Here is a 26,139-nt window from a genome sequence, read left to right as displayed (position 1 = left end):
GACATCACCTTTTTGTTATGATTATTATACCACACGAAGTATTCCGCCATGACACTTTAAATCGTGCGAATATTTCCCATGTTCAATCTGCCGGCGGTTTGCTACAATAATAAGAAGAACGCGTTTGGAGGGAACGGTCGTGTCATCATTCATCGTTGACTTTGTCGTCATGGCTGCGGCGATCATTGGGTTGACCGCTATGCTCGGCGTCCTATCCGCCGGAATCGGCTTGCGGTTGTTCGGACGAAAACGAGGTAACCACTTTTCGGACCAAACAGCGCGATCCCAAGAAGGATGGCGAAAAATGACGCGAGAGTAATCATCACGCGCTTTAGAAATGAAGCCGTCCAAATTTGAGTTCCAACAGAGAATGCAAGACGAAAATCCTTCACTTTAAAGTGAAGGATTTTTTCGCTTTATTATTTTATAGGATTCGCTTCTAAAAGTCAATTTATTCGCTCAATTGCCAGGTGTATAATCGACGCCTGGCGTATAAGTGTTTGCCGCGTCCCAAACAAGAAACTCATGTATGCCGTTGTCTTCAAGAGCTTTGACTTGTGCTTCGACTTCCGCTTTGCCGTAATTCAAGTGGTGAGGCAGCCAAGTGGCCGTAAAGTCTTGAATCCATGGACGTGAGATCGGCGGATTTTCCAATTTCGACAGCTTTTCAGTCTCCGCTTTTGCATACGCATCTGTCAATTCATAAGGATGCAAGTCGGGATAGCGAATGCCGAAATAAGAAGTCCAATGACTCGGATAGATCATCGCCGAAATAACATCGACGTGCTGCGAGATTCTCGACATGTTTTGGCCGATTCCTGGAGCTGCCGGAAGTGTCGCGGTATAGCCGAAAATATCAACGGATACATCAACGTCAAACCGATCCAGTTGTTCGTGTGCATACGCTACGAAGTCCGTTACCGCATTCACTCGCTGTTTCACATCAAGTTTCTTGTTTTCTTCATTGTAGGCGGGGTAGGTTCCCGTCGTATAGGTCAATTTTCCGGCGCGTCTTTCAAACCCTTCGGGGAATCGGACGTAATCGAATTGTATTTCCTGAAACCCGAGTTTTACAGCTGCTTTTGCAACGCTTACGTTATAGTCCCACGTCTGTTTCAGAAAAGGATTAATGAAAGCTTCCCCGTTGCCGTTCGTCCAAATTTCTCCATTCGGCTTTTTGAATGTTGCCTCTGGGTGCTTCTCGGCATACACCGCATCCTTGAAACAAACAATACGGGCGATCGGCCAAATGTGATGCTGTTCCAGCTTTTTCATTAATGCTTCCGGATCGCCGATGATCGATTTCGAAGCAAAGGCGTACGGTGCGTTTTTGTCTTCCGGTGTGAAAGTGACTGTGCCGTGATCGTCTTTAATGTCGATGACGATTGCGTTCAAGTCGTTCGAATCAATGTAGTTAATGAGTTTGTCTAAACGCGAACCTCCGGCTGACCAGGCCGTGGAATAAATACCCCGGACATGCTTCGGCCGCTGAAAATCGTATCCCGAATCGAAAACGAAACGCGGAATCGGATCGGGCAAAACCAATGGATGTAATTGAAAATGCGCGGTACTCAGCCATTGAACCAGTTTTACGTTTTCTTTTGCACTACTCGTATCCGCTTTGAAAACGATGAATAAAAGTAAGGATGCGACGAACGACAAGACCCACTTTCTCCCCATGCAAGAACCCCCGTATGTAACATATTCATGTCTTTCTTTTCATTATAGTGTCAAAATGCAACATTTTGAAGGACGTTCCGACAAGTTTTTTAATAAAATTTTATCCAGTTCGCGCTAATGTGTTCTTAAGATCATCAAGTGTCATTTCGCCTCGGAACTTTTCGAGGATTTGTCCGCTGCGTCCGACAAGAAATGTTGTTGGTACAGCAACAATGTGATAACGTTTCATGACGGTTCCTGTCCGGTCGAGAAGAACAGGGAATTGCAAATCGTACCGTTTTACAAACTGTTTCACGTCCTTAACGCTTAACTCTTGAGACGTCATGTTGACGCCAATGATTTTCACGCGTCCCGAAAATTGTTTGTGCATCTTGTTAAGCACGGGCGCTTCATGTCGGCACGGTCCACACCACGATGCCCAAAAATTCAACAGTACGAGAGACCCGCGGTAATCGCTGAGAGATACGGGTTGTCCTGATAATGACGGTAAGGAGAATGACGGGGCGGTTTGTTCAGCTTGCTTCGCTTTCGTCGATGCAGCATCCGCCTGCGGAAATGGCGTCGTCGAAGGAAGTGGAGGCGTCTTCAAAAGCAAGAAACAACTAACAACGCCAATCCCCGCCATCCATAATCCGATCGCGGCTCTCTTCATGTTCAGTCCTCCGATCTTTTTGCGTGAATCGTGTTATAATTAAGGATTAAGGAGGGACATGATGCAAATCACCCAGGTGCTTCTCGCCGTTTGTATATTTGTACTGCTCGGCATGATTTTTTATTCTTATTCTTTGGATCAAAATCTCGGCTGGATCCTCAAAGGGTGGCTGTTCGTTTGCTTTGGCGTTTATGCTGCGAGATTGGTCATAATCATACGGAACAAAAAATAAAAAAATCGGGCATGCATGAAAAAAACCTTCTGTGATTCACAGAAGGTTTTTTACGTTACACTTCGATTTTCGGAGGCTCGGGTGGTTTCTTGCCTTCATTGAATTCCTCGTCATACAAATGACAAGCGACCCAATGGTTGTCCCGATATTCTTGCCATCTTGGTATTTCCTTTGCGCAAACGTCCATCGCGAACGGGCAGCGCGTACGGAAACGACAGCCGCTCGGAGGAGAAATCGGGCTGGGCACATCTCCTTCGATGATGATCCGCTCACGATTTCTTTCCACTTCGGGATCCGGTACCGGAATTGCCGACAGCAGTGCCTGCGTATACGGATGGAGCGGTTCGGCATAAAGATCGTCGGAAGTAGCCACTTCGGCCATATTTCCAAGATACATCACGCCGACACGGTCGCTGATATGCTTGACCATCGACAAGTCATGCGCAATAAACAAGTAAGTTAACCCGCGTTCTCTTTGCAATTTCTGCAACAAGTTCACGACTTGCGCTTGAATGGAAACGTCAAGAGCAGAAATGGGTTCATCGGCGATAATGAAGTCGGGATCGACCGCAAGAGCACGAGCAATTCCAATTCTCTGCCGCTGTCCGCCGCTGAATTCGTGCGGGTACCGGCTCGCGTGGTCGCGGTTCAACCCGACGGTTTCCAACAATTCATATACACGATCAAGACGTTCTTTACTGTTTTTTGCTAAACCATGAATGTCGATCCCTTCGGCGATGATGTCCTTAACGGTCATCCGAGGGTTCAAGGAAGCGTAAGGGTCCTGAAAAATCATTTGCATTTTGCGGCTGAACGTTTTCAACTCGCTTTTCGTCTTTTTTCCATGAACCTTCTTGCCGTCAAACGTAATTTCTCCCTCAGTTGCATTATATAAGCGAATAATCGTCCGACCGGCGGTAGATTTCCCGCACCCGGACTCGCCGACAAGTCCGAATGTTTCGCCTTTGTTTATATGAAAGCTGATATTGTCTACGGCTTTCAGCACTTGTTTTCGGCCTACTTTGAAATATTTCTTCAAATTTTTGATTTCCAGCAATCTTTCTTCCGACATCGCCATTATTCCGAACCTCCTACAACTGCGGCTTCAGGGGGCTCCACTTCCGGTGCCCGTTCATCAAGCAGCCAGCAAGCGGCCTGATGCGTTTCGGAAACGTCCGTATATTCCGGCATGTATTCCGTACACACTTTCATGGCGTGCGGACAGCGCGGGGCAAACGGACATCCTTTCGGAGGTTTTGCCAAATCCGGCGGTGTTCCCGGAATCGCCAATAATTGTTCCGATTTCGTATGCAATTTCGGCATCGAAGCCAACAGTCCCCACGTATAAGGATGTTTCGGTTGGTAAAAAATATCGTCAATGTCGCCGCGTTCGATAATTTTACCGGCATACATAACCGCCACTTTTTGCGCAAGGTTGGATACGACTCCAAGATCGTGCGTAATTAAAATAATGGCTGTCCCGGTTTGTTTCTGAAGGTCTCTCATCAAATCGAGAATCTGTGCCTGAATGGTCACGTCAAGCGCCGTTGTCGGTTCATCGGCAATCAACACTTTTGGATTACAAGCCAAAGCAATCGCAATGACGACACGCTGCCGCATTCCGCCTGAAAACTGATGCGGATACTGTTTGAATCGAGCTTCGGCATTCGGAATCTTAACCATTTTCAAAATTTCGATCGCTCGTTTTTTCGCTTCGCTTCGGCTCATATTTTGGTGCTTGCGCAACCCTTCCACAATTTGCTGTCCGACTCTCATGGTAGGGTTCAAAGATGTCATCGGGTCCTGAAAAATCATCGAAATTTCCGAACCGCGCATTTTTTCCATTTGTTTTTCACTAAGTTTCGTCAAGTCTTTGCCTTCGAACAAAATTTCTCCATTCTTGAAACGACCTGGAGGGCTTGGGATCAGCTTCATGATCGCCTTGGAGGTCACGGATTTACCGGAACCGGATTCACCGACGATTGCAAGCGCTTCCCCTTTTTCCAACTCTAAATTCACCCCGCGGACGGCCTGAACTTCAGCACCGTACGTATCAAAGGAGATTTCCAGATCTTTGACTTCCAATAACTTTGACATTCGTTACAGACCCCCTATCTACGCATTTTCGGATCAAAAGCGTCCCGCATACCGTCTGCAAGCAGGTTAAAGCTTATCATTAACAAACTGATCACTGCGGCCGGAAAGAAACAAAGGTACGGATAAATTTGCAAACTTTCATATCCCTCTCTCGTTAAGGAACCTAATGAAGCTTCCGGAGGCGCGATTCCGAGACCAATGAAACTTAAGAAAGCTTCGAAGAAGATCGCATTAGGAATCGTAAACATTGAGGTGATGATAATTTGACCAAGTGTATTTGGAACCAAGTGTTTAAAAATGATACGCGGACCATCGCCTCCCAATGTTCGGGCAGACAAAACAAATTCGTCGCTTTTCAATTTAAGAATTTGCCCGCGGACAATTCTCGCTTGACTTACCCATCCTGTTATTACGAGCGCTAATGTAATGGATAATATCCCTGGTTGCAGCCATAGGATGAACAAGATGATTACGATAAGATTCGGAATGCCGATGAGAACTTCGATAATTCGTTGCATGACGTTATCGACTTTTCCGCCGTAATACGCAGAGACGCCGCCGTAAACAACGCCGATAAGAAGGTCAATCGCTGCAGCCAAAAAGGCGATGTACAATGAAATTCTCGTTCCGCGCCATACTCGCGTCCAAACGTCGCGGCCTAACGAATCAGTACCGAACCAAAAGTAGGAATCTTCAAAGCCTCCGCGCGTTAAATACGGACTTTCGCCGCTGAAATCGACACCGTCCAACCCAAGCCAATGAATATTTTCCAGCACCGGTACGCGCGGCGGCAAGTATTGTCTGACCGGGTTTTGATCGTTGAAGCCATAATCGTTCATCGAAGGTCCGAAAATGGCCATGAAAATGGAAAAGATAATAAGAATCAACCCGACGACAGACCCTTTGTTTTTAAAGAGACGTCTCCAAGCATCACGCCAAAAACCGATGGATGGCCGTGAAATATTCTCCAAATCATATTCACTTTTTTCGACAGGCTGGAACATGTCTTTCGTCAAATGCTCTTCCTTCATGCTCACTTGTCATCGCCCCCTGCCAGTCGAATTCTCGGATCTATGACGCCGTACATCAAGTCGACCACCAATATCGAACTGATAAACAGCATGCTGTAGAATAGCGTAACGCCCATAATCATTGGGTAATCACGTTTACTAATCGAATCAACGAATTCGCTGCCCAAGCCGGGTACGGCGAATATCGCTTCGATTACAAGGGAACCGGTCATTAACGCCACGATCAGCGGACCAATAATCGTAACCACCGGTATGAGAGCGTTACGTACCGTATGTTTAAATATGACTTGCACTCGCGACAACCCTTTTGCCGTTGCGGTCATAATGTAATCTTGCCCGAGCACGTCAAGCATTTCCGTTCTCATGAAACGGGCCACCGTCGCGATTACGAGAACCGCAAGTGAAAAGACCGGCAATATATGGCCTTCGATACTGTCATGAAACGTGACGGGAAACAATCGCCATTTCACCGCAAAGTAATATTGCAAGAGCGCCCCGAGCACAAAAGCTGGAACTGATATACCGAGTACGGCAATGACCATCGCTGAATAGTCGATAATCGTATTCCGTTTTAAGGCAGCGATGATCCCTAACAATAAACCTAATATCGTCCCAAAGACAATCGCTTCCCCGCCAATGGTCGCACTCGGTCCGATCCGGTTCGAAATGATTTGCGAAACCGGTCGTCCGTCCAATGCGAACGAAACACCTAAATCTCCTTGAACAAGGCCGACCATATATTTGACGAACCTTTGCGGAACCGGCTCATCCAAATCGTATGCTTTTTTCAAGATTTCAATTTGCTCATCTGTCAATTTTTCGGAATTGAAAGGTGAACCGGGCAATAACTGCATCATCATAAACGTCATCGCAGCAATGACGAAAAATGTGACGAGCATATATCCGATTCTTGACAACGTATATTTAAGCATACTACACCTCCTCCATAAATTCGGCTCTCATTATGATAGTTTAGAGGACAATTAAATTTCAGGCAAGCGTTATAGTAATCTTCCAATTATTTTCAACTCATTAAGAAGGAGAGTACATGTCAGGACGACACATACTCTCCTGAAGACAAAGCTCAGAAGCACGTGAATTTATTCTTCGATTTCCCAATACTTCCAAGTGTAGTCTGGGCCGAACGGATGGTTCGCAAAGTTTTTCACTTTCTTGCTCAAAAGATAGGCCGATCCTTCTTGATACATCGGAATGATGGCTTGATCTTCGAACAAGATCTTCTCAGCCTCTTGCATTTTCGTCCAACGGCCTTCGGCATCTTGCGGATGCGTTTTCGCATATTCGATCCGCTTGTCGTACTCCGGATTCGAGTAACCGATGTCGTTATGACCGCCGCCCGTTACCCACAGATCCATGAAAGTCATCGGATCTTGATAGTCCGGACCCCAGCCAGCGTAAGCAATCTGATACTGACCGCTGTTTTCTTTTTCGAGCATGACTTTAAATTCTTGCTGGTTCAAAGTGGCTTCGAACCCAGGCAAGTTTTGCTCCCACTGGTTGATAACGAACGAAATGTTATCTTTAACCGTCTTACCCGGATACGCGAGTACTTCGAGTTTGATCGAATCAACGCCGAGTTCATCCAACCCTTTTTGCCAATACTCTTTCGCTTTTTCAGGGTTAAACTCGCCAAAGTTCCCGTATTTCGCACGGAAGTCTTTTCCGTCAGGACCCATTGCAAAGTCTTTCGGTACAAGGAACCATGCCGGAATCGAACCGTCGTTCAACAACACGTCGGTGAACTGCTTTTTGTTCCAAGACAATGCAAGCGCTTTGCGGATGTTAACGTTGTCCAAGAACTTGTTGTCTTCGTTCAACATGAAGTAGAACACGGCAGTTCCGAGAGCCGTATGGAACTCAGGATTGTCTTGATATTTCTTAACATATTGCGAGCTGAGACCGACGATATCGAGTTTGCCGACTTCGTAAAGATTCACGCGAGTCGACTGTTCTTTAACTACTTTGTAGTGGATTTCCTCGAGATCGACATTTTCTTTGTCCCAATACTTATCGTTCTTCTTGTACGTCCAACCTTCGTTATGCTTCCATTCGGTCATCACGTAAGGACCGTTGAACAGAAGGTTTTCAGGTTCGAGCGCATATTGGTCGCCTTGCTCTTCGGCAAAATCTTTCGGGATCGGGAAGAAGCTCGGGAATTGCATCAAGCTGAGGAGCATCTTGTCCGGTACCTTTTTCACCAAAGTCATTTGCAACGTCTTGTCGTCAACTGCTTTGACGCCAAGCTTGTCAAGCTTCCCGTAAAGATCGCTGTCTTCGTTCATGATCTCAGCGGCATTTACGAGTCCGAGCGTCGGTGCCAAATACGAATAAGTCGCGCCGCGCTTCGGATCGATCAATCTTTGCCATGCGTATACGTAATCTTCTGCCGTAACCGGTTCGCCATTGCTCCAAACGATGCCGTCACGCAGGTGGAACGTATACTGGTAGTATGTTTTCTCAACTTCTTTTCCTTTGTCGTCCTTAACCTTCACTTTAACCGGTTTAACTTCCGGCATGCCCGTTGCTTCGGCAGGCACGATTTCACCTTTCGAGTTCATCGTGAACAAGCCTTCGAAAGCAGCCGAGAATTGGTTAAACGAAACTTCGTCGTCGCCTTTGGACGTATCCATCGTCGGGATCTCCGAAGCGACCGCGATGTTGAACGTTTCAACCTTGTTTTCATCGCCACCGGTTTTATTTTCGGTACCCGAATCGCCTTCATTTCCGCTGCTGCCTTCATTGGTTGTTTCGCCACCGCCGCCGCTACATGCGGAAAGGAACAGGCTCAACACGAAAACGAGCGCGAGTAACAGGGACCATTTTGATTTGCCCTTCATGCAGGTATGACCTCCCTTAAAGGTTATGATAATTTCGTAGATTCCGGTTTCACGAACTGTCAGATTTGTTGTGCAACGGATCTACAAACAGTATTATACTAGTTTCTTCACACTTTTGCATTATTTTTTCCATGTATTTTTCAAAAAACCCTTTGTTCATTACGTTCCGATAACAGAAATTAGGTCCAAAGACCCAGTTTAACCGCGCGTAAACATTCATCTTAAATGTGTTACACTTGTAGACAAAGGACTTCTGTTGGAGGTTATTATGCAGTTTCGACAAATTTGGATATATTCGGCAATTGTTTTATTCAGCTTGATATTGGCAGCAATGTTTGCAACCGTTAATTCTTCCGAATGGAGCCTTCTTTCGGTGATCAATGCTGCCTTTCTTGCGTCGTTGTTGCTGCTCATCGTCGGCGCATCGTTGTTCGTTATTTCCGGAGGCTTTTTCAATGCGATCGTATACAGTTTCCGACGGTTTTTCAGAAAAGGAACGAAGATGGGGAAACTGCTGGAAGGCGACGATGAAGACGACATTCCGAAACCCGTTTCATTTTCGATTACTTATCCGCTTTTGATTGTCGGCGGGATCTTATTCATTGTTACGATGATACTTTCTTACATTGTTTGATTTTCCAGCGAAACTTTTGTATACTTCTTTCAAGTTAAAAACACGTTCAATTCGGCGATGATGAAGAAAGTACGCATTCAAAAGCTTGCAGAGAGCCCGTGGTTGGTGCGAACGGGAAGCGGACGGTGCGGAATGGGCTTCGGAGCTCCGAACCGAAACGATAAGGAGTAGGCTTCGGCGTCATTTTCAGGCGTTACAAAGAAAACCGGGGAAGCTCGTCGGCCTCCTCGGACTCAAGCGGTTCCGTCAAAGGACGGGACTATAAGGGTGGTACCGCGGTTCATTCGTCCCGATGTGGATGGATGAACTTTTTTATTTTGATAAGAGAAAGGACGATGACCTATGGCTGTGATTTTTTCCGGAATTCAACCAACGGCAACGCTTACGCTCGGCAATTATCTCGGCGCTTTGCAACATTTCCCCCCTATGCAGGACGATAACGAATGTTACTTTTGCATCGTCGATCAGCATGCGATTACTTTGCCTCAAGATCCTGCTGAATTGCGAAACTACATCCGGCAACTGGCAGCCCTCTATTTGGCAGCCGGAATCGATCCCGACCGATCTGCGCTTTTCATTCAGTCGGAAGTGCCCGCACACGCCCAGCTGGCGTGGATCATGCAATGTGTCGCTTATATCGGCGAACTGGAACGCATGACTCAGTTTAAAGACAAGTCGCAAAACAGAGAGGCGGTTTCGGCAGGCTTGCTTACGTATCCACCGTTGATGGCGGCCGACATCTTGTTATACAATACCGAGATCGTTCCGGTCGGCGACGACCAAAAGCAGCACATTGAACTGACGCGAGATATCGCGGAACGTTTCAATCGCCGTTTCAGCGAAATCTTTACGATGCCGGAAGGACAAATTCCGAAAATCGGGTCGCGAATCATGTCACTTGTCGAACCGACGAAAAAAATGAGCAAGTCTGACGCGAACGAAAAAGCGACGATCTATTTGCTCGACGATGAAAAAAGTATCATCAAAAAAATCAAGAGCGCAACAACGGATTCTGACATGGCCGTGCGATTCGATCCGGAGAAGAAGCCGGGAATCAGCAACTTGATGTCCATTTACTCGCTCTGTTCCGGAAAAACGATCGAAGAAATCGAAACAGCGTACGAAGGAAAAGGATACGGAGCATTTAAGACAGACGTGGCGGAGGCGGTAGTGGAAAAATTGCGGCCGTTGCAAAAACGGTATTACGAAATCATCGAATCGAGCCTGGTCGATGAGGCGCTCGACCGCGGGGCGGCAAAAGCCGGCAAAACGGCGCAAAAAACCTTGAAAAAAGTTGAAAAAGCCGTCGGGCTCGGTCGATGAAACAACCGTAAACGAAAAGCGAAAAAAAGCAAAACACCCTCGGGAGGAAACAACGAGGGTGTTTTTGTGTCTTAAATCATGTAAGGACCCATTAGAAACGCGAGCATGAGACCGTCGATACCGATAAAATAGCTCGTTCGTGCAATGACTCCCCAGTCTTCTGTCCCAACCGCGCGTAAAATAAACCATGAAGCTGCCGCCAAAATGACCGGAACGATATAGATCCCTCCGGGGAAAGTTAAATATTCGGGCGCATACCGGAAAAATGTTTCCGTCAGAAGGGTTTGGATGAAATACAACTGCATGCCTAAATATAAGGCGATCGAGACATACAGAATCCAGGACGGATTTCGTTCCATCATCGTAATGCTCGTAATCATTAAAATGACTAGAAAAAGTCCGACCGGCAATGCCCAGAGAAAACTCGCATAAAAGAACATGAGCAAAGACCCTGTTAACGTGGGCAGCATATGGTTGAACGCATTTGCCCAATCCTCGCTGCGCAGCTGCAAACTCTCCGATATGACTTCAGGATCTTGACTTGCGCCCTCTAGTCGGTACCGTTCGTAATCGTCAAAATCAAACCATAACACCGTCTGGTCGTTCAGCCAGAAAGGGTTTTCCGAAGGTCCGTTCGTGGAACTGATCCGCGACGCTGTCCATTGACCGTTTTCATTTACCGCTCGGAATACGCTGTCCGCTTCGACGCCTGTCGGCAAAATCCCTCGTCCGGTGAGCAAAATGACCGGTTCCCCTTTTACATATGAAATTCGGCTGAAGGCGGCCTCCGGAATCGCTGCCTTCGTCTCTTCATCGTGAATCGATCGAATAAGATTTACCGAAGTTTTCGGTTTCGGGCTTTGCAAGACGGCGCTGCCGAGATAATTGTCTCTCCGCGCTCCGCCTGCCCCCGCTACGTAGGCTGAATAGGAAACTTTCACTTCCTTTCCGTTGACGGCGAAATCGAAACCTGCAACACTGGTATTCGGAGATGTTGGGATCGTAAACAGCGGAAAGCGTTTATAGTTCTTCCCGGTTTTCTTGAAAAATACAGTTTGCATATGTTCGCCGTCGGGAACGGAGACGACAAGAAACGAGTCTTTTTCTTTATCCAGAACGACATGTTTGATCCAATGTTGTGTCTCACCAATTTTGTTTAATTGAAAGCTCGACACATCGACTTTGTACAATTTCGTCCCTTTCCATAGGATCAGATTGTCTCCAGCAGCTTGCATGCCGTCAACACTTGACGCCAAAACCGAATTTTTCCCTTCGTCGTTGAGCATCAATTGATCTTTTTTCAAATAAACAACCTTGTGGTTTCCTGCCCAAAACGGTTTGTCGGCGGCGATCTTCACCGCGAGTTTCGAATCGTTGACGACGTTCAGTTCAGAATCTACCACAAGACGGTGGAGTTCGGTTTTTCCTCGTGTGTAAATTTCAAATTTCCCGTCCGCTTCCCTTAAGAAGGGATAGTCCCTTCCGGATGCTATTGCGGGTAATTGGATTGAGCGGCTCCACCCCTCACTCGGAAGCACTTGTTGCAGTTGAAGATTGCGGAACAATAACAAAGCACTTAAAATCAACAGCATGGCGATCGGTATCCCGATCGTTCCCCACTTCCTGCTTTTCATGAATTTCGCCAAGTAAAAACCCCCTTTATTTGTATGACACTTGGCGTTTGCCATAACGAATCGGCTTCCCTCTCGACTCATGATACTATAAATTTATCCACTTTTCCTTCATTTTTGAAAAACCACGCATTTTTGTTTTACAGATGCGTACTTAAAAATGAGCTGAGGGCAGCAAATAAAAAAGAGCAACCGCCATTTCCGCGGCCGCTCATTAATGATTTTGTTCATTGACTCGTTTTCCGTGTTCCGCTTCCCAAAGATTTTCGAAAAAAGGTTGTCCCTTAATGATTCGCTCGCAAATGTCGTAATGGTGATCGGACCACCCGATTTGTAATTCCGCGTACAATTGGTGCCACGCTTCTTCGAAATGCATCGTCTGGATTTCAAAATACTTTTTCGGCACCCACTCGGTATACCAATACCGTACTTCGGCTGTTGTTCCCGATGCGTGAAGCTGATCGAGCGCCATGAACAACAATTGTTTCAACTTCCGTTCTCGTCTCGTCAACCCTCTCATCCAGCGGGGATCGGGAGAAAGAATGTGAAAATTCTTCAAAGCCCGGTCATTATCGAAACGATAGACGCTCGTTTTTTCATCCTTCATCTTCTCTGCAACCACCTGTTCCTGTCGCGGAATCAGACGGCTCTTGCGGACCGGAATCCGGTACCCCATTGTGTCGACCGCGAGGATCCGCATCCCGTCATATGCAATAAAACAATATTCGATGCTCTGGCGCTGATTGTTTTTCCGTATGAAGCTTTTGTTATGTACGTCTGCCAGCAAGTCGGCAGGCAAATCCGCCAAATCATTCTCGATTTGGTCAAACAAGACGGGTTCGATTTTCAAAACGGGAACTTGATCGAGCAATTCAATAACGTCTTCTTTCCGCCATTCATGAAACTCGCAAACATTGTAGCCATTTTCTTCTCCCTCAAACCAGTTGACCCAAACGTCTCCTAAATACTGCATGTGAAAACCCCTCGCTTACACGGATTTGTACCCACAGTATGGTCAGAGGAAAGTTGATTTATTCCACAATTTTCATGAACGATCCCACGGCAAAAACAAGCTCCCCCATATAAGAGACAGCCCGGTCAAGAAAATATAAAACTCCACGCGCGTCACCATAAAAAGCAAATATTGCCCGAACCCATGGCCGACGGCCATTAAATTCATGTAAAGAATGACCGTGACACCCCCGCCGACGGCAAGTCCAAATCCGATCATAAGCAAAAAGAAGCGAATAACCATAATATGCGTTCTCCCTCATTGCTCGTCCTGTTACCCAGTTTATTGAACGGCCGATCGGAATATGCCGAAAAAAAGACATCCCCTCAAGCCAGCTTCGCTTGAGGGGATGAGAATACTTAAGAATGGTATTTTTTGAAAACGAGCGTTGCGTTATGTCCGCCGAATCCGAAAGAATTGCTCATGCTTACTTCGAGGCCGTCCGCTTTTCTCGCTTCGTTCGGAATATAATCGAGATCACAGTTCGGATCGGGCGTTTCATAATGAATCGTCGGCGGCAAAATCGCGTCTTCAAGCGCCTTGACGCAAAAGATTGCTTCGACGCCTCCGGTCGCCCCGAGCAAATGCCCGGTCATTGATTTCGTGGAGCTTATCGGAAGACGGTATGCGTGTTCCCCGAACACCGTCTTGATTGCAGCCGTTTCCATTGCGTCGTTCGGCGGTGTGCTTGTCCCGTGCGCGTTCAAATAGCCGACCTCGTCGAGTTCGACGCCGGCGTCATCAAGCGCTTGACGCATCGCACGCGCTCCGCCGCTTCCATCTTCCAACGGCGCGGTAATGTGATAAGCATCGGAAGTGGCCCCGTATCCGACAATCTCGGCGTAAATGTGAGCCCCCCTGTTAAGTGCGGATTCCAAAGATTCCAGCACCATGACACCGGCTCCCTCGCCCATGACGAACCCGTCGCGGTTAGCGTCAAAAGGTCGACTGGCTGAATTCGGATCCGGATTGGTCGATAACGCCTTCATCACACTGAATCCAGCAAAGGCCATATTCGTCAGCGAGGCTTCGCAACCACCGGTAATCATGACGTCCGCGTCCCCGCGCTGGATCAACTTGAATGCATCTCCGATCGAATTCGTTCCCGTCGCGCAAGCGGTAACCGTACAGGCGCTAATCCCTTTAGCACCGATCTCCATCGAAACACGTCCCGCCGCCATGTCGGGAATGATCATCGGAACGAAAAACGGACTGACGCGGCGGTAGCCTTTTTCAACGAATACTTTCACTTGCTCTTCATAAGTAGCCATTCCGCCAATGCCTGATCCGAGCCAAACGCCGACGCGGTCGGCATTGTTTTCGTCAATCGTCAAGTCGGCATCTTTAACCGCCATGAGCGATGCAGCCATGGCAAAGTGGGTAAAGCGATCCATTTTCCGTAGTTCCTTTTTTTCAATGTACTCGGAAGGATCAAAATCTCGCGCTTCACCTGCAACTTTGGCAGGAAACTGCGAAGCATCGACGCGCGTTACTTCCGCGACTCCGTTGACTCCGGCAACTGCATTTTTCCATGTCGTTCCAACATTATTGCCGAGCGGGGTAACCGCACCCAAACCGGTAACAACCACACGTTTTTTTTCCATGACACGTACTCCTTTCTATTGTCCCCAGCGAAGGGCTATGCCGCCCCAAGTCAAGCCCCCGCCGAAACCGACGAGTACTATAAGATCCCCGTCTTTTATCGTTCCTTTTTCGAGTTCCTCCACGAGCGCGATCGGAATCGAGGCGGATGATGTGTTCCCGTATTTATGAACGGAAAAAGCCATTCTTTCTTTCGGAACGTCTAGGCGCTGCCTTGCCGCTTCCATGATTCTCACGTTCGCTTGATGCGGAATGAAGAAATTGATGTCTTCAGCTGTAAGACCGGCTTTCTCGATCACATTTACGGCCGTCTCACCCATTTGCCGGACAGCGAACTTGAACACTTCGCGTCCGTTCATTTTTATATATTCATCTTGATATAAATGTTTACCACCCGAACCGTCGGCTCCGAGTTCAAAAGATAGGATCCCTTTGCCCTCGGACACTTCGCCAAGGATGACTGCCCCGGCACCGTCCCCGAACAATACCGCAGTACTTCTATCGGTCCAATCGATGATTTTTGTTAGTTTTTCTGCGCCTACGATAAGGATTTTCGAATAGACGCCGTTTTCGATGAATTGTTTCGCTGTGATCATGCCGTACATAAATCCGGCACATGCTGCGCCAATATCAAATGCCGCTGCCTGCTTGGCACCGAGACGCTCTTGAATCATGCAAGCGACCGACGGAAACGGGTAATCAGACGTTACGGTGGCGACGATAATCAAATCAAGTTCCTGCGCCGTAAGCCCGGCCGCATCCAAAGCTTTTTTCGCTGCTTCGTACGACATGTCCGATGTATCGACACCTTCAGGTGCCACGCGCCGTTCCTCAATCCCAGTTCTCGTTCGAATCCATTCGTCTGATGTATCCATCATTCCTTCAAGGTCTTTGTTGGTTAAAACCTTCTCCGACTCGTATCTTCCGATTCCCAAAATCCCGACATTCATTCGATTTGCTCCCTCCGCTTAACGGTTGATGATGTGTTGATAGTTCATATTATGACTAGGTCATAATTTTAATAGATTTCACTCGTTTTGTCCATGGAGAACTACGCCTAATTTGTTATTTTCAGGGGTTCCCGCCCTGTATGGAAAGTTCTCATCTACATACGATGGCAGAAAGACGTACTCGAAGGAGGTTTACCAATGGCAGACGATAGAAATCAACGTCCACCTGCGGATCCGTGGTCGGATTTCTTGTTCGGAACTCCGCCGGCCCCGCCGCAACAAAACCAGCGACAAAATAACAAAGAATCGGCCAAGCCAACCAGCGATGCAAATGACACCCTTCAGTCGATTCTCAGCCCTTTCATGACGAAGGACGGCAACTTGGACATGAACAAAATTAAAGGCGGCGTCGATCAAGCAATGAAAATGGCCAACCAGGTCGGCCCCGCTTTAAAGAAACTCGGCCCCATCATCGATTTGCTTTCAAAAAAGAAATAATTCCCGCCGGAACGCCGGCGGTTTTTTCATGCCCATTGCAAGCGGGATCTTCACCTCCGAAAAAACGTGCTCAACTCGGAATAACGAAAACGTCGGCAAGAGAACGATGATTGATTCGTCAACTACGTTTATCGTATAGAAATTCCCTTACTGTTGCAACACATTCGTACACATGGCCCCGATCGTTTCGCCCAGCGATTTCCATTTACAATTCTGCCTCATGATTATGAAAAAACGCAACCAAGGGTTCGTTAAAATAAAAACGCTTTTCCGGGTAATGCAGCAGCAGACTAACGGGCGCCCCCTGCTTCTTTCTGTATGCCGCGTAAACCCTGCTGTGTACCTTGAATGGATAAACGTGACTCGATGTCGAATGCCAAATTTTTACCGGGACTTTCGCATTCAAAGCCGTTATGTCGTGCTTGTCTTCGATCACTTCGTGAATCGACTCGACAGGTAATTGATACGCATCCGCCAACTGTTTTATTAATTTTTTGTAAGACCATCGCGTTTCCGCCGCTTCATTTACATATGCTTTCAGGTCGAGACACGGATTCACGAATGCCGCGGAACGGATTTTCCGTCCGTTTCTCTCCATCAAACCTAGAGCCGTTAACGCACCGATTCCTTCGGCCAGCAGATGGATTCTTTCGTTTAAGATCCCTTTGGACAAAACATGATGAATCAAATCTTCGGACAGCTTGATGGAATCATCATTTCCCCAATGGGCTCCGTACAAGTGAGAATAGAAAACGGTATAACCGTTATCCAACAGCGTTTCGACTAGATGACGCCGCTGTTCCGATTCCTCCCACAAACTGCGCGATTCGTTCACGAAATGGTTCAAATCTCCGAGAATCATTACGCAATACCCGTTAGGATGATCCGGAAGCCGGACATGACACCATTGTTCGTCCAATTGAAATACCCGTTTCAAGTAAGTCATAGTTCCCCCTCGCCTCGCTTTCTTTGTTGTACACACTATGGCGCGGGGGACAATCATGAAACGGCATCTGGCCACTCGGGCTTTCATCTCCGCGGCAGCAAGAACCGACCGAAGCTTAAGCAACACGGCCTGCAGAGCATTGGACTTTCCGGAGTCGACCAATCTTCTTGCAAAAGAAAAGCATCAACCGCCAAAACGGTTGATGCATCGTTGATTACCAGATGGCTCCGGCCGAGAGACCTGCCAGGAATGCAAGAGGGATGACAAACGATCCGTATCCCGGGAATCCGAATCCGTAAGGGTACCCATAGCCGAAGCCGGGATATCCCCAGAGACGTTCATCTTGTTCGTCTTCGCGCTGTTCGTTCTCGAACGACTCATTCCCCTCGGGTTCGATTTCAATATATAGATTCTCCGCATCGACGTCTTTAATATATGCATTAAACTGGTTTCCATCGACCGTATTGATCGTCACATGCTGATTCATGTGTTTCTTTGCCAAGTCATACATCTTCTTTTTGTGTTCGGGACCCATATAAGCCGGACTTACCCCTTGCGGCATGAAGTTCGCTCCCATTTCCGCTGGGCTGACTCCTTGCGGCATGAAGTTCGCTCCCATCTGTGCTGGGCTGACACCCTGCGGCATGAAGTTCGCTCCCATTTCCGCCGGGCTGATCCCTTGCGGAATGAAATTCGCTCCCATTTCCGCCGGGCTGATCCCTTGCGGCATCATATTCGATTTGCCGCACGGCGATTTCATCGCCGGACTCTCAAATCCGGGCGCGCCCGAGTATGCGGGGCTGACCGCTTGCGGCATAAAATTCGCGCCCATCTCCGCCGGGCTGATCCCTTGCGGCATGAAATTTGCTCCCATGTGCGCCGGGCTGATCCCTTGCGGCAGCAAATTCGGATTTGCATTTGCTCCCATGCCCATCGGGCTGACCGACTGCGGTGCATAGCCCGTCGGGATGTTTTGCCCGAAGGCAGCGGGACTTACGTTTTGCGGCATTTCATTCGGACCGACATTTGCAGGACTTACGTTTTCTGGACTCTTGTTTTCGTATTGATCCATACATTAACCTCCTATGAAAATCCCCTTTGCGAGGTGCCTCCTGATTCAATTCCATGATATTCACCCTTAGGGCATATGTTGAAAGGACGAGCATAAAATGGGCGTATACGATGTCCGGCCATGCGCGGTCTATTTTATGGCGAAAAAAGTCTTTACAGCATCCCAATGAATCGCAATAATAATAAAGTACGGTCAAGCCCTCTTTCAATTCGACAATTCGACTGACGGACGGAGGAAAAGATGGAGTCTTTACTTGTTCTATTAAAGTACGTTTTTCTAGGTTTTGTGCAAGGGATCACCGAGCCGATCCCGATTTCTTCGAGCGGCCATCTCATCCTTGTAGAACATTTGTTAGGCATGAAAATTCCCGGCCTCAGCTTTGAAGTGTTCGTTAATACCGCATCGTTGTTGGCGGTTCTCGTCATCTACCGAGAAGATATCATTCGCCTGTTCAACCACAGCGTGAATTATGCCGTTCGCGGCCATAAAGACTCAAAAGATGAGTTCATGTTTATCGTTTATTTGATTGTCGGAACGATTCCGGCCGGTGTTCTCGGTGTATTGTTCAACGATTACATTGCCGATCATTTTAAAACGGTGACGATGATTGGTCTCATGTTGTTTGTGACCGGCATCGCTTTATGGCTCATCCGTAATTTGCGCGGCAGGAAAAACGATCAAGACTTGTCCCTGAAAGACGCTTGGATCGTCGGACTTGCCCAAGCGGTCGCCTTAATTCCCGGTATCAGCCGGTCAGGAGCCACCATCGTCGCCTCGATGGGGGTCGGCATGAAGCAAAAAACGGCTTTGCGTTTTTCCTTTTTGCTCTATATTCCTGTCAGCGTTGGAGGCATCATTCTTGAGCTGCCGAAAATGTTGGAAGATCCATCCTTTCATCGACTGCTCATTCCTTACATCATTTCTTTCCTTATTTGCTTTGGCGCGACCTACCTTTCGCTGAAATGGTTAATGGGAATCATGGAACGGGGAAACCTCGGATATTTTACGATCTACTGCTTCATTGCCGGAACCGTCGTGCTTTTCTTTTTGTAATGCGAATACCCCCGGAGCTGCTGCAGCCTCCGGGGGGTTCATTCTTTATTGTCATTTTCTGATCCGCTGCCGCTCTGCCCTGGTTCACCTTCTCCCGCCCATTTCGCAAACGTTTCGCCGTCTACTTCTCCCGTCAATCCGACGTTCATCGTCCCCTTTCGTTCGCTGACGTTCAAATCTTGAATTTTATAATGAAGGTTTTTAATGACGACAGGCTTTACGCTGTCGAGTTTTTCCATAGTTTTGTATTGCAATTGGCGAATGATTTGATCGATCGTCACGTTCACGGCCTTTCCTCCTGTTTTCAATCTTTATAAAAAAAAGACCCCTGTTTAGGGGCCGGCCGTCGATGATCGATACCGTATTGTATTAAGCTGAATCAACCAATCAATGCAGTAAGCAATGCTTTCTGCGCGTGCAAGCGGTTTTCTGCCTGGTCAAAGACGACCGAATTCGGACCGTCGATGATTTCTGCGCTCACTTCCTGGCCGCGGTGTGCGGGCAAACAGTGCATAAAAATGGGAGATTTCTTCGCATGCGCCCACAGCTTTGCGTTCACCTGAAACGGCTCCAATTTTTCAATGCGCTCGGACGTTTCTTCGTCTCCCATACTCGTCCATACGTCCGTATAAATGACATCGGCCGTCTCCACCGCCTCAACGGGATCGTTCGTCAAGGTGATTGCCGCACCGGTCCCGGCAGCCGTTTGTTTCGCATCGCCAAAGATCTTTTGACTCGGCTCGCAGCCTTGCGGAGAAACGATCGTCACGTTCATGCCGACTTTCGCCGCACCAATCATCAACGAATGCGTCATGTTATTGCAATCCCCGATGTACGCAAGCGTTTTGCCTGCAATCGTGCCGAACTTTTCTTTGATCGTCAACAAATCAGCGAGCACTTGGCATGGATGATAGTCGTTCGTCAAGCCGTTGATGACGGGGACGTCCGCCCCCTCCGCCAACTGCTCGACTTTTTCTTGTTCAAACGTGCGGATCATAATCGCGTCCACGTAACGTGACAGCACCTTTGCCGTGTCGGAAATCGTTTCACCGCGCCCGAGCTGCAAATCGGCAGGATTCAAGTACAGCGCATGACCGCCAAGCTGTGTCATCGCCACCTCAAACGAAACGCGCGTACGCGTGGAAGGTTTCTCGAAAATCATGCCGAGTGATTTGCCTATCAATAACGGCGAATAGCTCTCCTTCTTCAATTGTTCAGCAAGCTCAAGCAACCCGTAAATTTCGCCGCTGCTGTAATCCGCCAATGTCAACAAATCTTTTCCGCTCAAATTCATTATTTCGTTATCTTTCAATGCCAAAGCGATCAAGGGACCGCCTCCTTTCCATCCAATCTATTCGAAGAATTGTATTTTTATACATATATACGAATAAATTATGCAGCAATATGTGCTGCGAGTATTCTTATTTTATCTTAAAAAAACTTATTTATCAACACATTTTTTGAAATTCGGCGTTTATCTCGATTTGTATATTCTATTCATTTTTTGTCGAAAGCTTCAACGATAGCCGATACCGCTTCGCGGAGCTCGCTGTCCGTAACGATCAACGGCGGCAGCAGCCGGACAACATTCGAACCGGCAAGCAAAACGAGCAATCCTTTCTCCCTTACCTTCGTCACGATCGCCGCCGCCTCTTCGCATTCGATCCCGACCATCAACCCTTTGCCGCGGACCGCTGTCACCTCTGGAACGTCTTGCAGTTGTTCATGCAGCATTTGCATTAACCATCGCCCTTTTCTTTCTACTTCGGAAAGAAACCCGTCGCGGAAAACAACATCAAGCACCGCTGAAGCTGCAGCCATCGCCAACGGATTTCCCCCGAACGTACTTCCGTGCGTGCCAGGGCCGAACGTGTTGGCCAACTCTGCTTTACCGATCATCGCACCGACCGGAAAGCCGTTCCCGAGTCCTTTCGCTGCCGTGATGACATCAGGCGAAATTCCGTAATGCTGATACGCGAATGCTTTTCCCGTCCGCCCGATGCCGGTTTGCACTTCGTCGACGATCAATAACGCTCCGTGCTTTCGGCATTCGACTTCCACTTGCGCCAAAAAATCGGCATCGGCCGGATGAATCCCGCCCTCGCCTTGAACGGCCTCGACCATGACCGCCGCCGTTTCATCGTCGATTGCTTCTCGCAACGCTTCGATATCATTGAAAGGCACATGAATGAACGTTTCCAACTGCGGACCAAATCCGGTTTTCACTTTTTCTTGACCGGTCGCCGCAAGCGTTGCCAACGTGCGGCCGTGAAAAGAACCGGCAAAGGTGATGATTTTATGGTTGCCTGTATGTTTTCGCGCGAGCTTCATTGCAGCCTCGTTCGCTTCCGCCCCGCTGTTGCAAAACACGACTGCGTCTCCGGAACAATGCTCGGTCAACTTGCGGGCGACTTCTTCCTGCGACTCGATTTGAAACAAATTCGAAACATGCCACACTTTATGAAGCTGGGCTTGAACGGCTTCGGTGACGTCTGGATGGCAATGGCCGAGATTCGTCACGCCGATCCCGCAAATAAAATCAAGGTAAGCGTTGCCGTCGGTGTCAACGACATGAGCGCCTTTACCGGATGCAAGAGCCAACTCCCAACGGCCGTAATTCGGAAACAAGCGGCTCATCGCCTTCCCTCCAATTCTTCAATGTAAATGGCCGTACCGACGATTTTTCCTCGTTGGATGACTTTTGTTTCCCCCGACACGATCATCACCTCTCGCACACGTTGCTTCAAACAATCCAACGCCGCTTGGACTTTCGGAATCATTCCGCCCGTAATCGTTCCGTCGTCAATCATGTCGGCGATTTCTCTTTCCGTTGCCGAAGCCAAGCATTTGCTGCCCTTTAAAATACCCGGAACGTCGGTGACGAACGCCAATTTTTCTGCCCCGATGGCAGCAGCGACACCGGCAGCCGCCGTATCCGCATTGATGTTATAGCGTTCTCCGGACGGGTGAAATCCGATCGGCGCAAGGACCGGGACAATCTCTTGATCCAGCAATGCACGCAACAGCGGCTCGTTAACTTTCGCCACTTTCCCGACAAACCCAAGCCGTTCTTCATCAATCGGCTCCGCTTCGAGCAGCCGTCCGTCGCATCCCGAAAGACCGACCGCCTGAATGCCGCATTCGTTCAATTTCCGCACAAGTTTCTTATTGACGATGCCGGACAATGTCATCTCAACGACGTCCATGACGCGGGCATCCGTTTTTCGCAAGCCGTTCACAAATTCCGAAGGCACTTGGAGCCGCTGCAGCATCACGTCGATGTCCGGCCCTCCGCCATGCACGATGACCGGCGCATAGCCGGCCAGCTGCATTTCCCGAATACTTTTATAAAAATCGTCCGTCAACCGCCCGACAATGCTGCCTCCGCATTTGATCACGATCCTTTCCCGCGTTTCAGGCACCGTCTCTTCACGTGCGATAACTGGCGTTGATTCGTACGTATTCATACGTCAAGTCACATCCCCATGCTTTTGCGAATCCGTCTCCGACATGCAAATCAACGAATACGTGAATCGTTTCTTCACCTAAATAAGCGGCAGCGTCAGCTTCGGAAAATGCTGTCGTCCGGCTGTCACTCAATACTTGAATGTCCCCAAGCGAAATATCAATGTGATCCGGATCAATTTCGGCATCGCTTTGCCCAATGGCACCGATGATTCGCCCCCAGTTGGCGTCCCTCCCGAACATCGCCGTCTTGACGAGGTCCGACCCGACAATTTGCTTCGCTACTTTGCCTGCCTCCACATCGTTCTTCGCTCCGCTCACGGCCACTTCAATCAACTTAGTCGCTCCTTCACCGTCGCGGGCAATCATTTTCGCCAACGCCTCGCACGTCTGCCGAAGCATCTCCACGAACACGTCCCATTCCGGGTGCTCCGGCGATAACGCCTCGTTTCCGGCCAAACCGCTTGCCATCGCCAGCACCATGTCGTTCGTCGACGTATCCCCGTCCACCGTAATCCGGTTGAACGTCAAATCCGTCACTTCCTTTAACGCCGTTTGCAACGCGCCGCGCTCCACCTTTGCATCGGTCGTCACGAATGCCAGCATCGTCGCCATGTTCGGGTGAATCATCCCCGAACCTTTCGCCGCGCCGCCCATCGTCACTTTCTTCCCGTCGATCACCGCTTCATGACACGTCTGCTTCGTCACCGTATCCGTCGTCAAAATCGCTTCGCAAAACGCGTCCGCACCGTCTGCTGCTTCCACTTGAGCGAGCTCTTCGATGCCTTCGACAATCGTGTCAATCGGCAAATACTCGCCGATCACTCCCGTCGAATTGACGGCCACTTGGCTTTCTGGAACGCCGAAACAACGCGCTGTCGTCTGTTGCATCGTATACGCATCTTCGTAGCCGCGCTCGCCCGTGCACGCATTCGCCACGCCGCTGTTAATAACGACGGCACGCAACAAACCGTCCTTCGCCAACGTCTGCTTCGTCACTTTCAACGGCGGCGCTTGAAGCTTGCTTAACGTATACACGCCGGCGCTTTCCGCCGCGACATCGCAAAGAATGACACCGAGATCGTTTCTTCTTTTCTTCATCCCGGTATGAATGCCTCTCGCTGAAAACCCTTGCGGCGATGCTATGCTCCCATCTGCTTTTTTTACAATCGTTGTCTCCGTTCCTGTTACGATTGTCATCTCGTTCTCCTCTCCTATCCATTCGACTTGAACTTCGTGTCTATGGAAATACCGGCAACGCTTCCAGCCCCGCGGACTCATCGAAACCAAACATCACATTCATGTTCTGGACGGCTTGCCCTGCGGCTCCTTTCATTAAATTGTCGATCGCCGAAACGACCGTAACGCGTTTCGTTCGCTCGTCAAACGCCAACCCAATGTCACATTGGTTCGATCCATACACTTCTTTCGTTGACGGGAACCGGTCCTGCTCCCGGATCGTAACGAACGTACAAGAGGTGTAACTTTCAAGGAAAGCTTCCCTCAGCGCCTCCGGCGTCACGCCCGGCGAAACGGTACCGTAAATCGTCGCCAAAATCCCCCGTGTCATCGGAACAAGATGAGGACTGAACGTGACGGCAGCGACGTCGTCGTTATGGTCGTGCAGCACTTGTTCAATTTCCGGCGTATGTTTATGGCTGTTGACTTTGTAAATCGATAAATTTTCGTTCGTTTCACTAAAGTGAACGGCCGAGGACAATCCCCTTCCTGCCCCGGAAACGCCGGTCTTCGCATCGATGATAATCGATTCCGGATTCACGTATCGCCGCTTTACGAGCGGAAGCAATCCGAGAAGCGAAGCGGTTGGAAAACATCCAGGATTAGCCACGCATGCCGCCTCGGCGATCGATGGCTTGTTCCATTCCGTCAATCCGTATACCGCATGATCCAGCCATTTCTTTGCAGCCGTTTTCCGGCCGTACCATGTTTCATAAATGTGCGGATCGCGAAGGCGAAAATCCCCTGACAAATCAATCACCCGCAAGCCTTTCTCCACGAGCAAAGGGGTTAACTCGGCGGAAACACCCGGCGGCGCTGCGATGAATACGACATCCAGCTTCCCGGCCATCACCACCGGCTCAATCGGTTCAAGCTCTACTTTCCCGAGCCTCCCGAGATGAGGAAAAACGACACGAACATCCTCGCCTGCTTGCGACGATGAATAGAGATGAAGCATCTCTGTTTCCGGGTGTCGATGCAAAACCCGCAGTAATTCGGCCCCTCCATATCCTGTAGCCCCAACAATTCCAATCTGCATAACGTCCTCCTGAAATGAAAAAAGCAAACCCTCTGCCGAAGGAGAGTTCACTTGCGTTTGATCATGAATTATACATAATAACGTATAATAAATCAATATCTTTTTTAAAAATTGTGCGTTATTACTGAATTTATCGGAATAATTGTATCGGTGTTTGTATTTTTATACAAGAATATGTGTAAGCGCTTTTATGCAGGAGCAATGGCGCCGGATGGCGAATACCATAAATAAGAGGTGATAATTATGAAGGAATTCATCGGCACATGTAAAATTTGCAACAAAGCGGTGTACTGTGAAAACGGATTTTTCAACGGAATTTTGCTCCCCGGCCACGAATATTTATGTTACGACTGCGATGAGAAACAGCAGGACAATAAAAAAAAGGATAACGGCTGACACCCGCTCATCCCCCGCTAACTGGCGGAATGAGTGCCACCGTATCCCCATCGCGAATCTCCGTTTCATCATGCGCGTACTGCTCATTGACGGCGATCATGATGCCGTCAATCGACGACCCGTCGAAATAGTGCTCGCGCAATCTTTGTTTTAATTCACCGACACTAATTGGAACTTCATTCCACGGGATGGTCCCGGTGCCTGCTTTTTCCCGCAATCCGGCAAACAACAAAAGCTGTACCATTTATCCTTCTCCTTCTTCTGCGTCCGTATAAGCGACCGTTTCCTTTTGGTTGCCGACCCAGCTCGTTCCGTCGTCCCACTGTTCTTTCTTCCAAATCGGAACAATTTCTTTAATTCGTTCAATCGCATAACGACTCGCCTCAAAAGCTTCGTTCCGGTGCGGCGCAGAAACGGCGATGACGACGGCGACATCGGAAACGGCAAGCTTTCCGATCCGATGAACGATCGCTGCTTTCGTACCCGCCCATCGGCGTTCGATTTCATCTCCAATCAGCGCCAACTGTTTCTCCGCCATCGGCACGTACGCCTCATATTGCAAAGACAGTGTCCGCTTCTCGCCTGTCATTTCCCGTACAGTGCCGATAAACGTTGAAACAGCTCCCGCGTTCCGGTGAACGACTTGATCGACGACGGCTTCCATTGAAATAGTCGTTTTCGTGATCCGAAACCGATCATCGCCCATCTGCATCCTCCTTTTCAGCCGCG

29 protein-coding genes and 1 other annotated feature are annotated in these 26,139 nt (G+C 48.6%); of the genes, 7 read left to right on the top strand and 22 right to left on the bottom strand.

The window, feature by feature from the left end:
• Positions 1-139: 139 nt before the first annotated feature.
• Complete coding sequence (locus VFK44_15230) at positions 140-319, top strand: hypothetical protein (GenBank protein HET7629725.1); 180 nt, start codon at positions 140-142, stop codon at positions 317-319.
• 140 nt (positions 320-459) lie between these two features.
• Here the strand turns inward: VFK44_15230 and VFK44_15225 are convergent, their stop codons facing one another.
• Both VFK44_15225 and VFK44_15220 read right to left on the bottom strand, forming a co-directional pair.
• Complete coding sequence (locus VFK44_15225; protein ID HET7629724.1) at positions 460-1,680, bottom strand: putative glycoside hydrolase; 1,221 nt, start codon at positions 1,678-1,680, stop codon at positions 460-462.
• 100 nt (positions 1,681-1,780) lie between these two features.
• Positions 1,781-2,332, bottom strand: coding sequence for a TlpA disulfide reductase family protein (locus tag VFK44_15220; GenBank protein ID HET7629723.1), 552 nt, complete (start codon positions 2,330-2,332; stop codon positions 1,781-1,783).
• Between the two features lie 61 nt (positions 2,333-2,393).
• Between VFK44_15220 and VFK44_15215 the strand changes: the two genes are divergently transcribed.
• Positions 2,394-2,564 carry a hypothetical protein gene (locus VFK44_15215; GenBank protein ID HET7629722.1) on the top strand — a complete coding sequence of 57 codons (171 nt, stop codon included), beginning with the start codon at positions 2,394-2,396 and terminating at the stop codon, positions 2,562-2,564.
• A gap of 55 nt (positions 2,565-2,619) precedes the next feature.
• On the opposite strand, the gene VFK44_15210 is transcribed toward VFK44_15215, so the two are convergent.
• The 5 genes from VFK44_15210 to VFK44_15190 form a co-directional block, all read right to left on the bottom strand.
• Positions 2,620-3,642 carry an oligopeptide/dipeptide ABC transporter ATP-binding protein gene (locus tag VFK44_15210; GenBank protein ID HET7629721.1) on the bottom strand — a complete coding sequence of 341 codons (1,023 nt, stop codon included), beginning with the start codon at positions 3,640-3,642 and terminating at the stop codon, positions 2,620-2,622.
• The gene (locus VFK44_15205; protein HET7629720.1) at positions 3,642-4,661 is read right to left on the bottom strand and encodes an ABC transporter ATP-binding protein; all 1,020 of its coding nucleotides are present in this window, start codon (positions 4,659-4,661) and stop codon (positions 3,642-3,644) included. The genes VFK44_15210 and VFK44_15205 overlap by 1 nt, the downstream gene beginning before the upstream one ends.
• Positions 4,662-4,675: 14 nt before the next feature.
• Entirely contained in the window at positions 4,676-5,692 is a 1,017-nt protein-coding gene (opp3C, locus tag VFK44_15200) for an oligopeptide ABC transporter permease (GenBank protein HET7629719.1), read from the bottom strand.
• Positions 5,693-5,694: 2 nt separating this feature from the next.
• Positions 5,695-6,624, bottom strand: a complete 930-nt coding sequence (locus VFK44_15195; protein ID HET7629718.1) for an ABC transporter permease — start codon at positions 6,622-6,624, stop codon at positions 5,695-5,697.
• Positions 6,625-6,792: 168 nt separating this feature from the next.
• On the bottom strand, positions 6,793-8,550 hold the full coding sequence (locus VFK44_15190) for a peptide ABC transporter substrate-binding protein (GenBank protein ID HET7629717.1): 1,758 nt from the start codon (positions 8,548-8,550) through the stop codon (positions 6,793-6,795).
• Positions 8,551-8,818: 268 nt separating this feature from the next.
• On the opposite strand from VFK44_15190, the gene VFK44_15185 reads away from it, so the two are divergent.
• Both VFK44_15185 and trpS read left to right on the top strand, forming a co-directional pair.
• Positions 8,819-9,184 carry a DUF3899 domain-containing protein gene (locus VFK44_15185; GenBank protein ID HET7629716.1) on the top strand — a complete coding sequence of 122 codons (366 nt, stop codon included), beginning with the start codon at positions 8,819-8,821 and terminating at the stop codon, positions 9,182-9,184.
• Between the two features lie 48 nt (positions 9,185-9,232).
• Positions 9,233-9,479, top strand: a binding site (T-box leader).
• Between the two features lie 47 nt (positions 9,480-9,526).
• The gene (gene trpS, locus VFK44_15180; protein HET7629715.1) at positions 9,527-10,507 is read left to right on the top strand and encodes a tryptophan--tRNA ligase; all 981 of its coding nucleotides are present in this window, start codon (positions 9,527-9,529) and stop codon (positions 10,505-10,507) included.
• Between the two features lie 71 nt (positions 10,508-10,578).
• Here the strand turns inward: trpS and VFK44_15175 are convergent, their stop codons facing one another.
• The 5 genes from VFK44_15175 to VFK44_15155 all read right to left on the bottom strand — a co-directional run bounded on the left by VFK44_15175 (position 10,579) and on the right by VFK44_15155 (position 15,702).
• The gene (locus VFK44_15175; GenBank protein ID HET7629714.1) at positions 10,579-12,153 is read right to left on the bottom strand and encodes a hypothetical protein; all 1,575 of its coding nucleotides are present in this window, start codon (positions 12,151-12,153) and stop codon (positions 10,579-10,581) included.
• Between the two features lie 199 nt (positions 12,154-12,352).
• Positions 12,353-13,111: a YjbA family protein gene (locus VFK44_15170; GenBank protein HET7629713.1), complete on the bottom strand. Its 759-nt coding sequence runs from the start codon at positions 13,109-13,111 to the stop codon at positions 12,353-12,355.
• A gap of 72 nt (positions 13,112-13,183) precedes the next feature.
• Positions 13,184-13,393 carry a hypothetical protein gene (locus VFK44_15165; GenBank protein ID HET7629712.1) on the bottom strand — a complete coding sequence of 70 codons (210 nt, stop codon included), beginning with the start codon at positions 13,391-13,393 and terminating at the stop codon, positions 13,184-13,186.
• Between the two features lie 116 nt (positions 13,394-13,509).
• Positions 13,510-14,754: a beta-ketoacyl-ACP synthase II gene (gene fabF, locus VFK44_15160; GenBank protein ID HET7629711.1), complete on the bottom strand. Its 1,245-nt coding sequence runs from the start codon at positions 14,752-14,754 to the stop codon at positions 13,510-13,512.
• Between the two features lie 15 nt (positions 14,755-14,769).
• Positions 14,770-15,702 carry a beta-ketoacyl-ACP synthase III gene (locus VFK44_15155; GenBank protein HET7629710.1) on the bottom strand — a complete coding sequence of 311 codons (933 nt, stop codon included), beginning with the start codon at positions 15,700-15,702 and terminating at the stop codon, positions 14,770-14,772.
• Positions 15,703-15,900: 198 nt separating this feature from the next.
• On the opposite strand from VFK44_15155, the gene VFK44_15150 reads away from it, so the two are divergent.
• A complete protein-coding gene (locus tag VFK44_15150) occupies positions 15,901-16,200 on the top strand; it encodes a YppG family protein (GenBank protein ID HET7629709.1) in 300 nt (99 codons plus the stop codon).
• Between the two features lie 205 nt (positions 16,201-16,405).
• Here the strand turns inward: VFK44_15150 and VFK44_15145 are convergent, their stop codons facing one another.
• Together VFK44_15145 and VFK44_15140 are read right to left on the bottom strand one after the other, a co-directional pair.
• On the bottom strand, positions 16,406-17,146 hold the full coding sequence (locus tag VFK44_15145; GenBank protein ID HET7629708.1) for a hypothetical protein: 741 nt from the start codon (positions 17,144-17,146) through the stop codon (positions 16,406-16,408).
• Positions 17,147-17,360: 214 nt separating this feature from the next.
• A complete protein-coding gene (locus VFK44_15140) occupies positions 17,361-18,218 on the bottom strand; it encodes a hypothetical protein (protein ID HET7629707.1) in 858 nt (285 codons plus the stop codon).
• 240 nt (positions 18,219-18,458) lie between these two features.
• Here VFK44_15140 and VFK44_15135 point away from each other — a divergent pair, with 240 nt between their 5' ends.
• Positions 18,459-19,271, top strand: a complete 813-nt coding sequence (locus VFK44_15135) for an undecaprenyl-diphosphate phosphatase (protein ID HET7629706.1) — start codon at positions 18,459-18,461, stop codon at positions 19,269-19,271.
• A gap of 38 nt (positions 19,272-19,309) precedes the next feature.
• On the opposite strand, the gene VFK44_15130 is transcribed toward VFK44_15135, so the two are convergent.
• The 6 genes from VFK44_15130 to argC all read right to left on the bottom strand — a co-directional run bounded on the left by VFK44_15130 (position 19,310) and on the right by argC (position 25,014).
• Entirely contained in the window at positions 19,310-19,558 is a 249-nt protein-coding gene (locus VFK44_15130; protein ID HET7629705.1) for a hypothetical protein, read from the bottom strand.
• Positions 19,559-19,650: 92 nt separating this feature from the next.
• On the bottom strand, positions 19,651-20,565 hold the full coding sequence (argF, locus tag VFK44_15125) for an ornithine carbamoyltransferase (GenBank protein ID HET7629704.1): 915 nt from the start codon (positions 20,563-20,565) through the stop codon (positions 19,651-19,653).
• A 203-nt stretch (positions 20,566-20,768) separates the two neighbouring features.
• Positions 20,769-21,908: an acetylornithine transaminase gene (locus VFK44_15120; GenBank protein HET7629703.1), complete on the bottom strand. Its 1,140-nt coding sequence runs from the start codon at positions 21,906-21,908 to the stop codon at positions 20,769-20,771.
• Positions 21,905-22,738, bottom strand: coding sequence for an acetylglutamate kinase (gene argB / locus VFK44_15115; GenBank protein ID HET7629702.1), 834 nt, complete (start codon positions 22,736-22,738; stop codon positions 21,905-21,907). The genes VFK44_15120 and argB overlap by 4 nt, the downstream gene beginning before the upstream one ends.
• The gene (gene argJ / locus VFK44_15110) at positions 22,701-23,936 is read right to left on the bottom strand and encodes a bifunctional glutamate N-acetyltransferase/amino-acid acetyltransferase ArgJ (protein ID HET7629701.1); all 1,236 of its coding nucleotides are present in this window, start codon (positions 23,934-23,936) and stop codon (positions 22,701-22,703) included. Before argJ ends, argB begins: the two co-directional genes overlap by 38 nt.
• 40 nt (positions 23,937-23,976) lie before the next feature.
• Positions 23,977-25,014: an N-acetyl-gamma-glutamyl-phosphate reductase gene (argC, locus tag VFK44_15105; protein ID HET7629700.1), complete on the bottom strand. Its 1,038-nt coding sequence runs from the start codon at positions 25,012-25,014 to the stop codon at positions 23,977-23,979.
• A gap of 243 nt (positions 25,015-25,257) precedes the next feature.
• Here argC and VFK44_15100 point away from each other — a divergent pair, with 243 nt between their 5' ends.
• Positions 25,258-25,410 (top strand): hypothetical protein, encoded by a 153-nt coding sequence (locus VFK44_15100; GenBank protein HET7629699.1) that lies wholly within the window; start codon positions 25,258-25,260, stop codon positions 25,408-25,410.
• A 7-nt stretch (positions 25,411-25,417) separates the two neighbouring features.
• Here VFK44_15100 and VFK44_15095 read toward each other — a convergent pair whose 3' ends face one another.
• Together VFK44_15095 and VFK44_15090 are read right to left on the bottom strand one after the other, a co-directional pair.
• Complete coding sequence (locus tag VFK44_15095; GenBank protein HET7629698.1) at positions 25,418-25,654, bottom strand: MoaD/ThiS family protein; 237 nt, start codon at positions 25,652-25,654, stop codon at positions 25,418-25,420.
• Entirely contained in the window at positions 25,655-26,116 is a 462-nt protein-coding gene (locus VFK44_15090; protein HET7629697.1) for a molybdenum cofactor biosynthesis protein MoaE, read from the bottom strand.
• Between the last annotated feature and the right edge of the window lie 23 nt (positions 26,117-26,139).

Source organism: Bacillales bacterium, from assembly GCA_035700025.1.
Classification (GTDB): domain Bacteria; phylum Bacillota; class Bacilli; order Bacillales; family DASSOY01; genus DASSOY01.
Note: the sequence above shows the minus strand (reverse complement) of the source record. Positions and strands in the feature narration are given on the sequence as shown.

Excerpts from the sequence above, each read along its gene's own strand:
- VFK44_15190 (HET7629717.1), bottom strand. The coding sequence starts at position 8,550 with ATGAAGGGCAAATCAAAATGGTCCCTGTTACTCGCGCTCGTTTTCGTG.
- VFK44_15210 (HET7629721.1), bottom strand. The coding sequence starts at position 3,642 with ATGGCGATGTCGGAAGAAAGATTGCTGGAAATCAAAAATTTGAAGAAA.
- VFK44_15220 (HET7629723.1), bottom strand. The coding sequence starts at position 2,332 with ATGAAGAGAGCCGCGATCGGATTATGGATGGCGGGGATTGGCGTTGTT.
- argC (HET7629700.1), bottom strand. The coding sequence starts at position 25,014 with ATGCAGATTGGAATTGTTGGGGCTACAGGATATGGAGGGGCCGAATTA.
- fabF (HET7629711.1), bottom strand. The coding sequence starts at position 14,754 with ATGGAAAAAAAACGTGTGGTTGTTACCGGTTTGGGTGCGGTTACCCCG.
- VFK44_15195 (HET7629718.1), bottom strand. The coding sequence starts at position 6,624 with ATGCTTAAATATACGTTGTCAAGAATCGGATATATGCTCGTCACATTT.
- VFK44_15140 (HET7629707.1), bottom strand. The coding sequence starts at position 18,218 with ATGGATCAATACGAAAACAAGAGTCCAGAAAACGTAAGTCCTGCAAAT.
- VFK44_15185 (HET7629716.1), top strand. The coding sequence starts at position 8,819 with ATGCAGTTTCGACAAATTTGGATATATTCGGCAATTGTTTTATTCAGC.
- argB (HET7629702.1), bottom strand. The coding sequence starts at position 22,738 with ATGAATACGTACGAATCAACGCCAGTTATCGCACGTGAAGAGACGGTG.
- argJ (HET7629701.1), bottom strand. The coding sequence starts at position 23,936 with ATGACAATCGTAACAGGAACGGAGACAACGATTGTAAAAAAAGCAGAT.
- trpS (HET7629715.1), top strand. The coding sequence starts at position 9,527 with ATGGCTGTGATTTTTTCCGGAATTCAACCAACGGCAACGCTTACGCTC.
- VFK44_15090 (HET7629697.1), bottom strand. The coding sequence starts at position 26,116 with ATGGGCGATGATCGGTTTCGGATCACGAAAACGACTATTTCAATGGAA.
- VFK44_15100 (HET7629699.1), top strand. The coding sequence starts at position 25,258 with ATGAAGGAATTCATCGGCACATGTAAAATTTGCAACAAAGCGGTGTAC.
- VFK44_15205 (HET7629720.1), bottom strand. The coding sequence starts at position 4,661 with ATGTCAAAGTTATTGGAAGTCAAAGATCTGGAAATCTCCTTTGATACG.
- VFK44_15165 (HET7629712.1), bottom strand. The coding sequence starts at position 13,393 with ATGGTTATTCGCTTCTTTTTGCTTATGATCGGATTTGGACTTGCCGTC.
- VFK44_15120 (HET7629703.1), bottom strand. The coding sequence starts at position 21,908 with ATGAGCCGCTTGTTTCCGAATTACGGCCGTTGGGAGTTGGCTCTTGCA.
- VFK44_15155 (HET7629710.1), bottom strand. The coding sequence starts at position 15,702 with ATGAATGTCGGGATTTTGGGAATCGGAAGATACGAGTCGGAGAAGGTT.
- VFK44_15225 (HET7629724.1), bottom strand. The coding sequence starts at position 1,680 with ATGGGGAGAAAGTGGGTCTTGTCGTTCGTCGCATCCTTACTTTTATTC.
- opp3C (HET7629719.1), bottom strand. The coding sequence starts at position 5,692 with ATGAAGGAAGAGCATTTGACGAAAGACATGTTCCAGCCTGTCGAAAAA.
- VFK44_15170 (HET7629713.1), bottom strand. The coding sequence starts at position 13,111 with ATGCAGTATTTAGGAGACGTTTGGGTCAACTGGTTTGAGGGAGAAGAA.
- VFK44_15135 (HET7629706.1), top strand. The coding sequence starts at position 18,459 with ATGGAGTCTTTACTTGTTCTATTAAAGTACGTTTTTCTAGGTTTTGTG.
- argF (HET7629704.1), bottom strand. The coding sequence starts at position 20,565 with ATGAATTTGAGCGGAAAAGATTTGTTGACATTGGCGGATTACAGCAGC.
- VFK44_15150 (HET7629709.1), top strand. The coding sequence starts at position 15,901 with ATGGCAGACGATAGAAATCAACGTCCACCTGCGGATCCGTGGTCGGAT.
- VFK44_15215 (HET7629722.1), top strand. The coding sequence starts at position 2,394 with ATGCAAATCACCCAGGTGCTTCTCGCCGTTTGTATATTTGTACTGCTC.
- VFK44_15095 (HET7629698.1), bottom strand. The coding sequence starts at position 25,654 with ATGGTACAGCTTTTGTTGTTTGCCGGATTGCGGGAAAAAGCAGGCACC.
- VFK44_15145 (HET7629708.1), bottom strand. The coding sequence starts at position 17,146 with ATGACTTACTTGAAACGGGTATTTCAATTGGACGAACAATGGTGTCAT.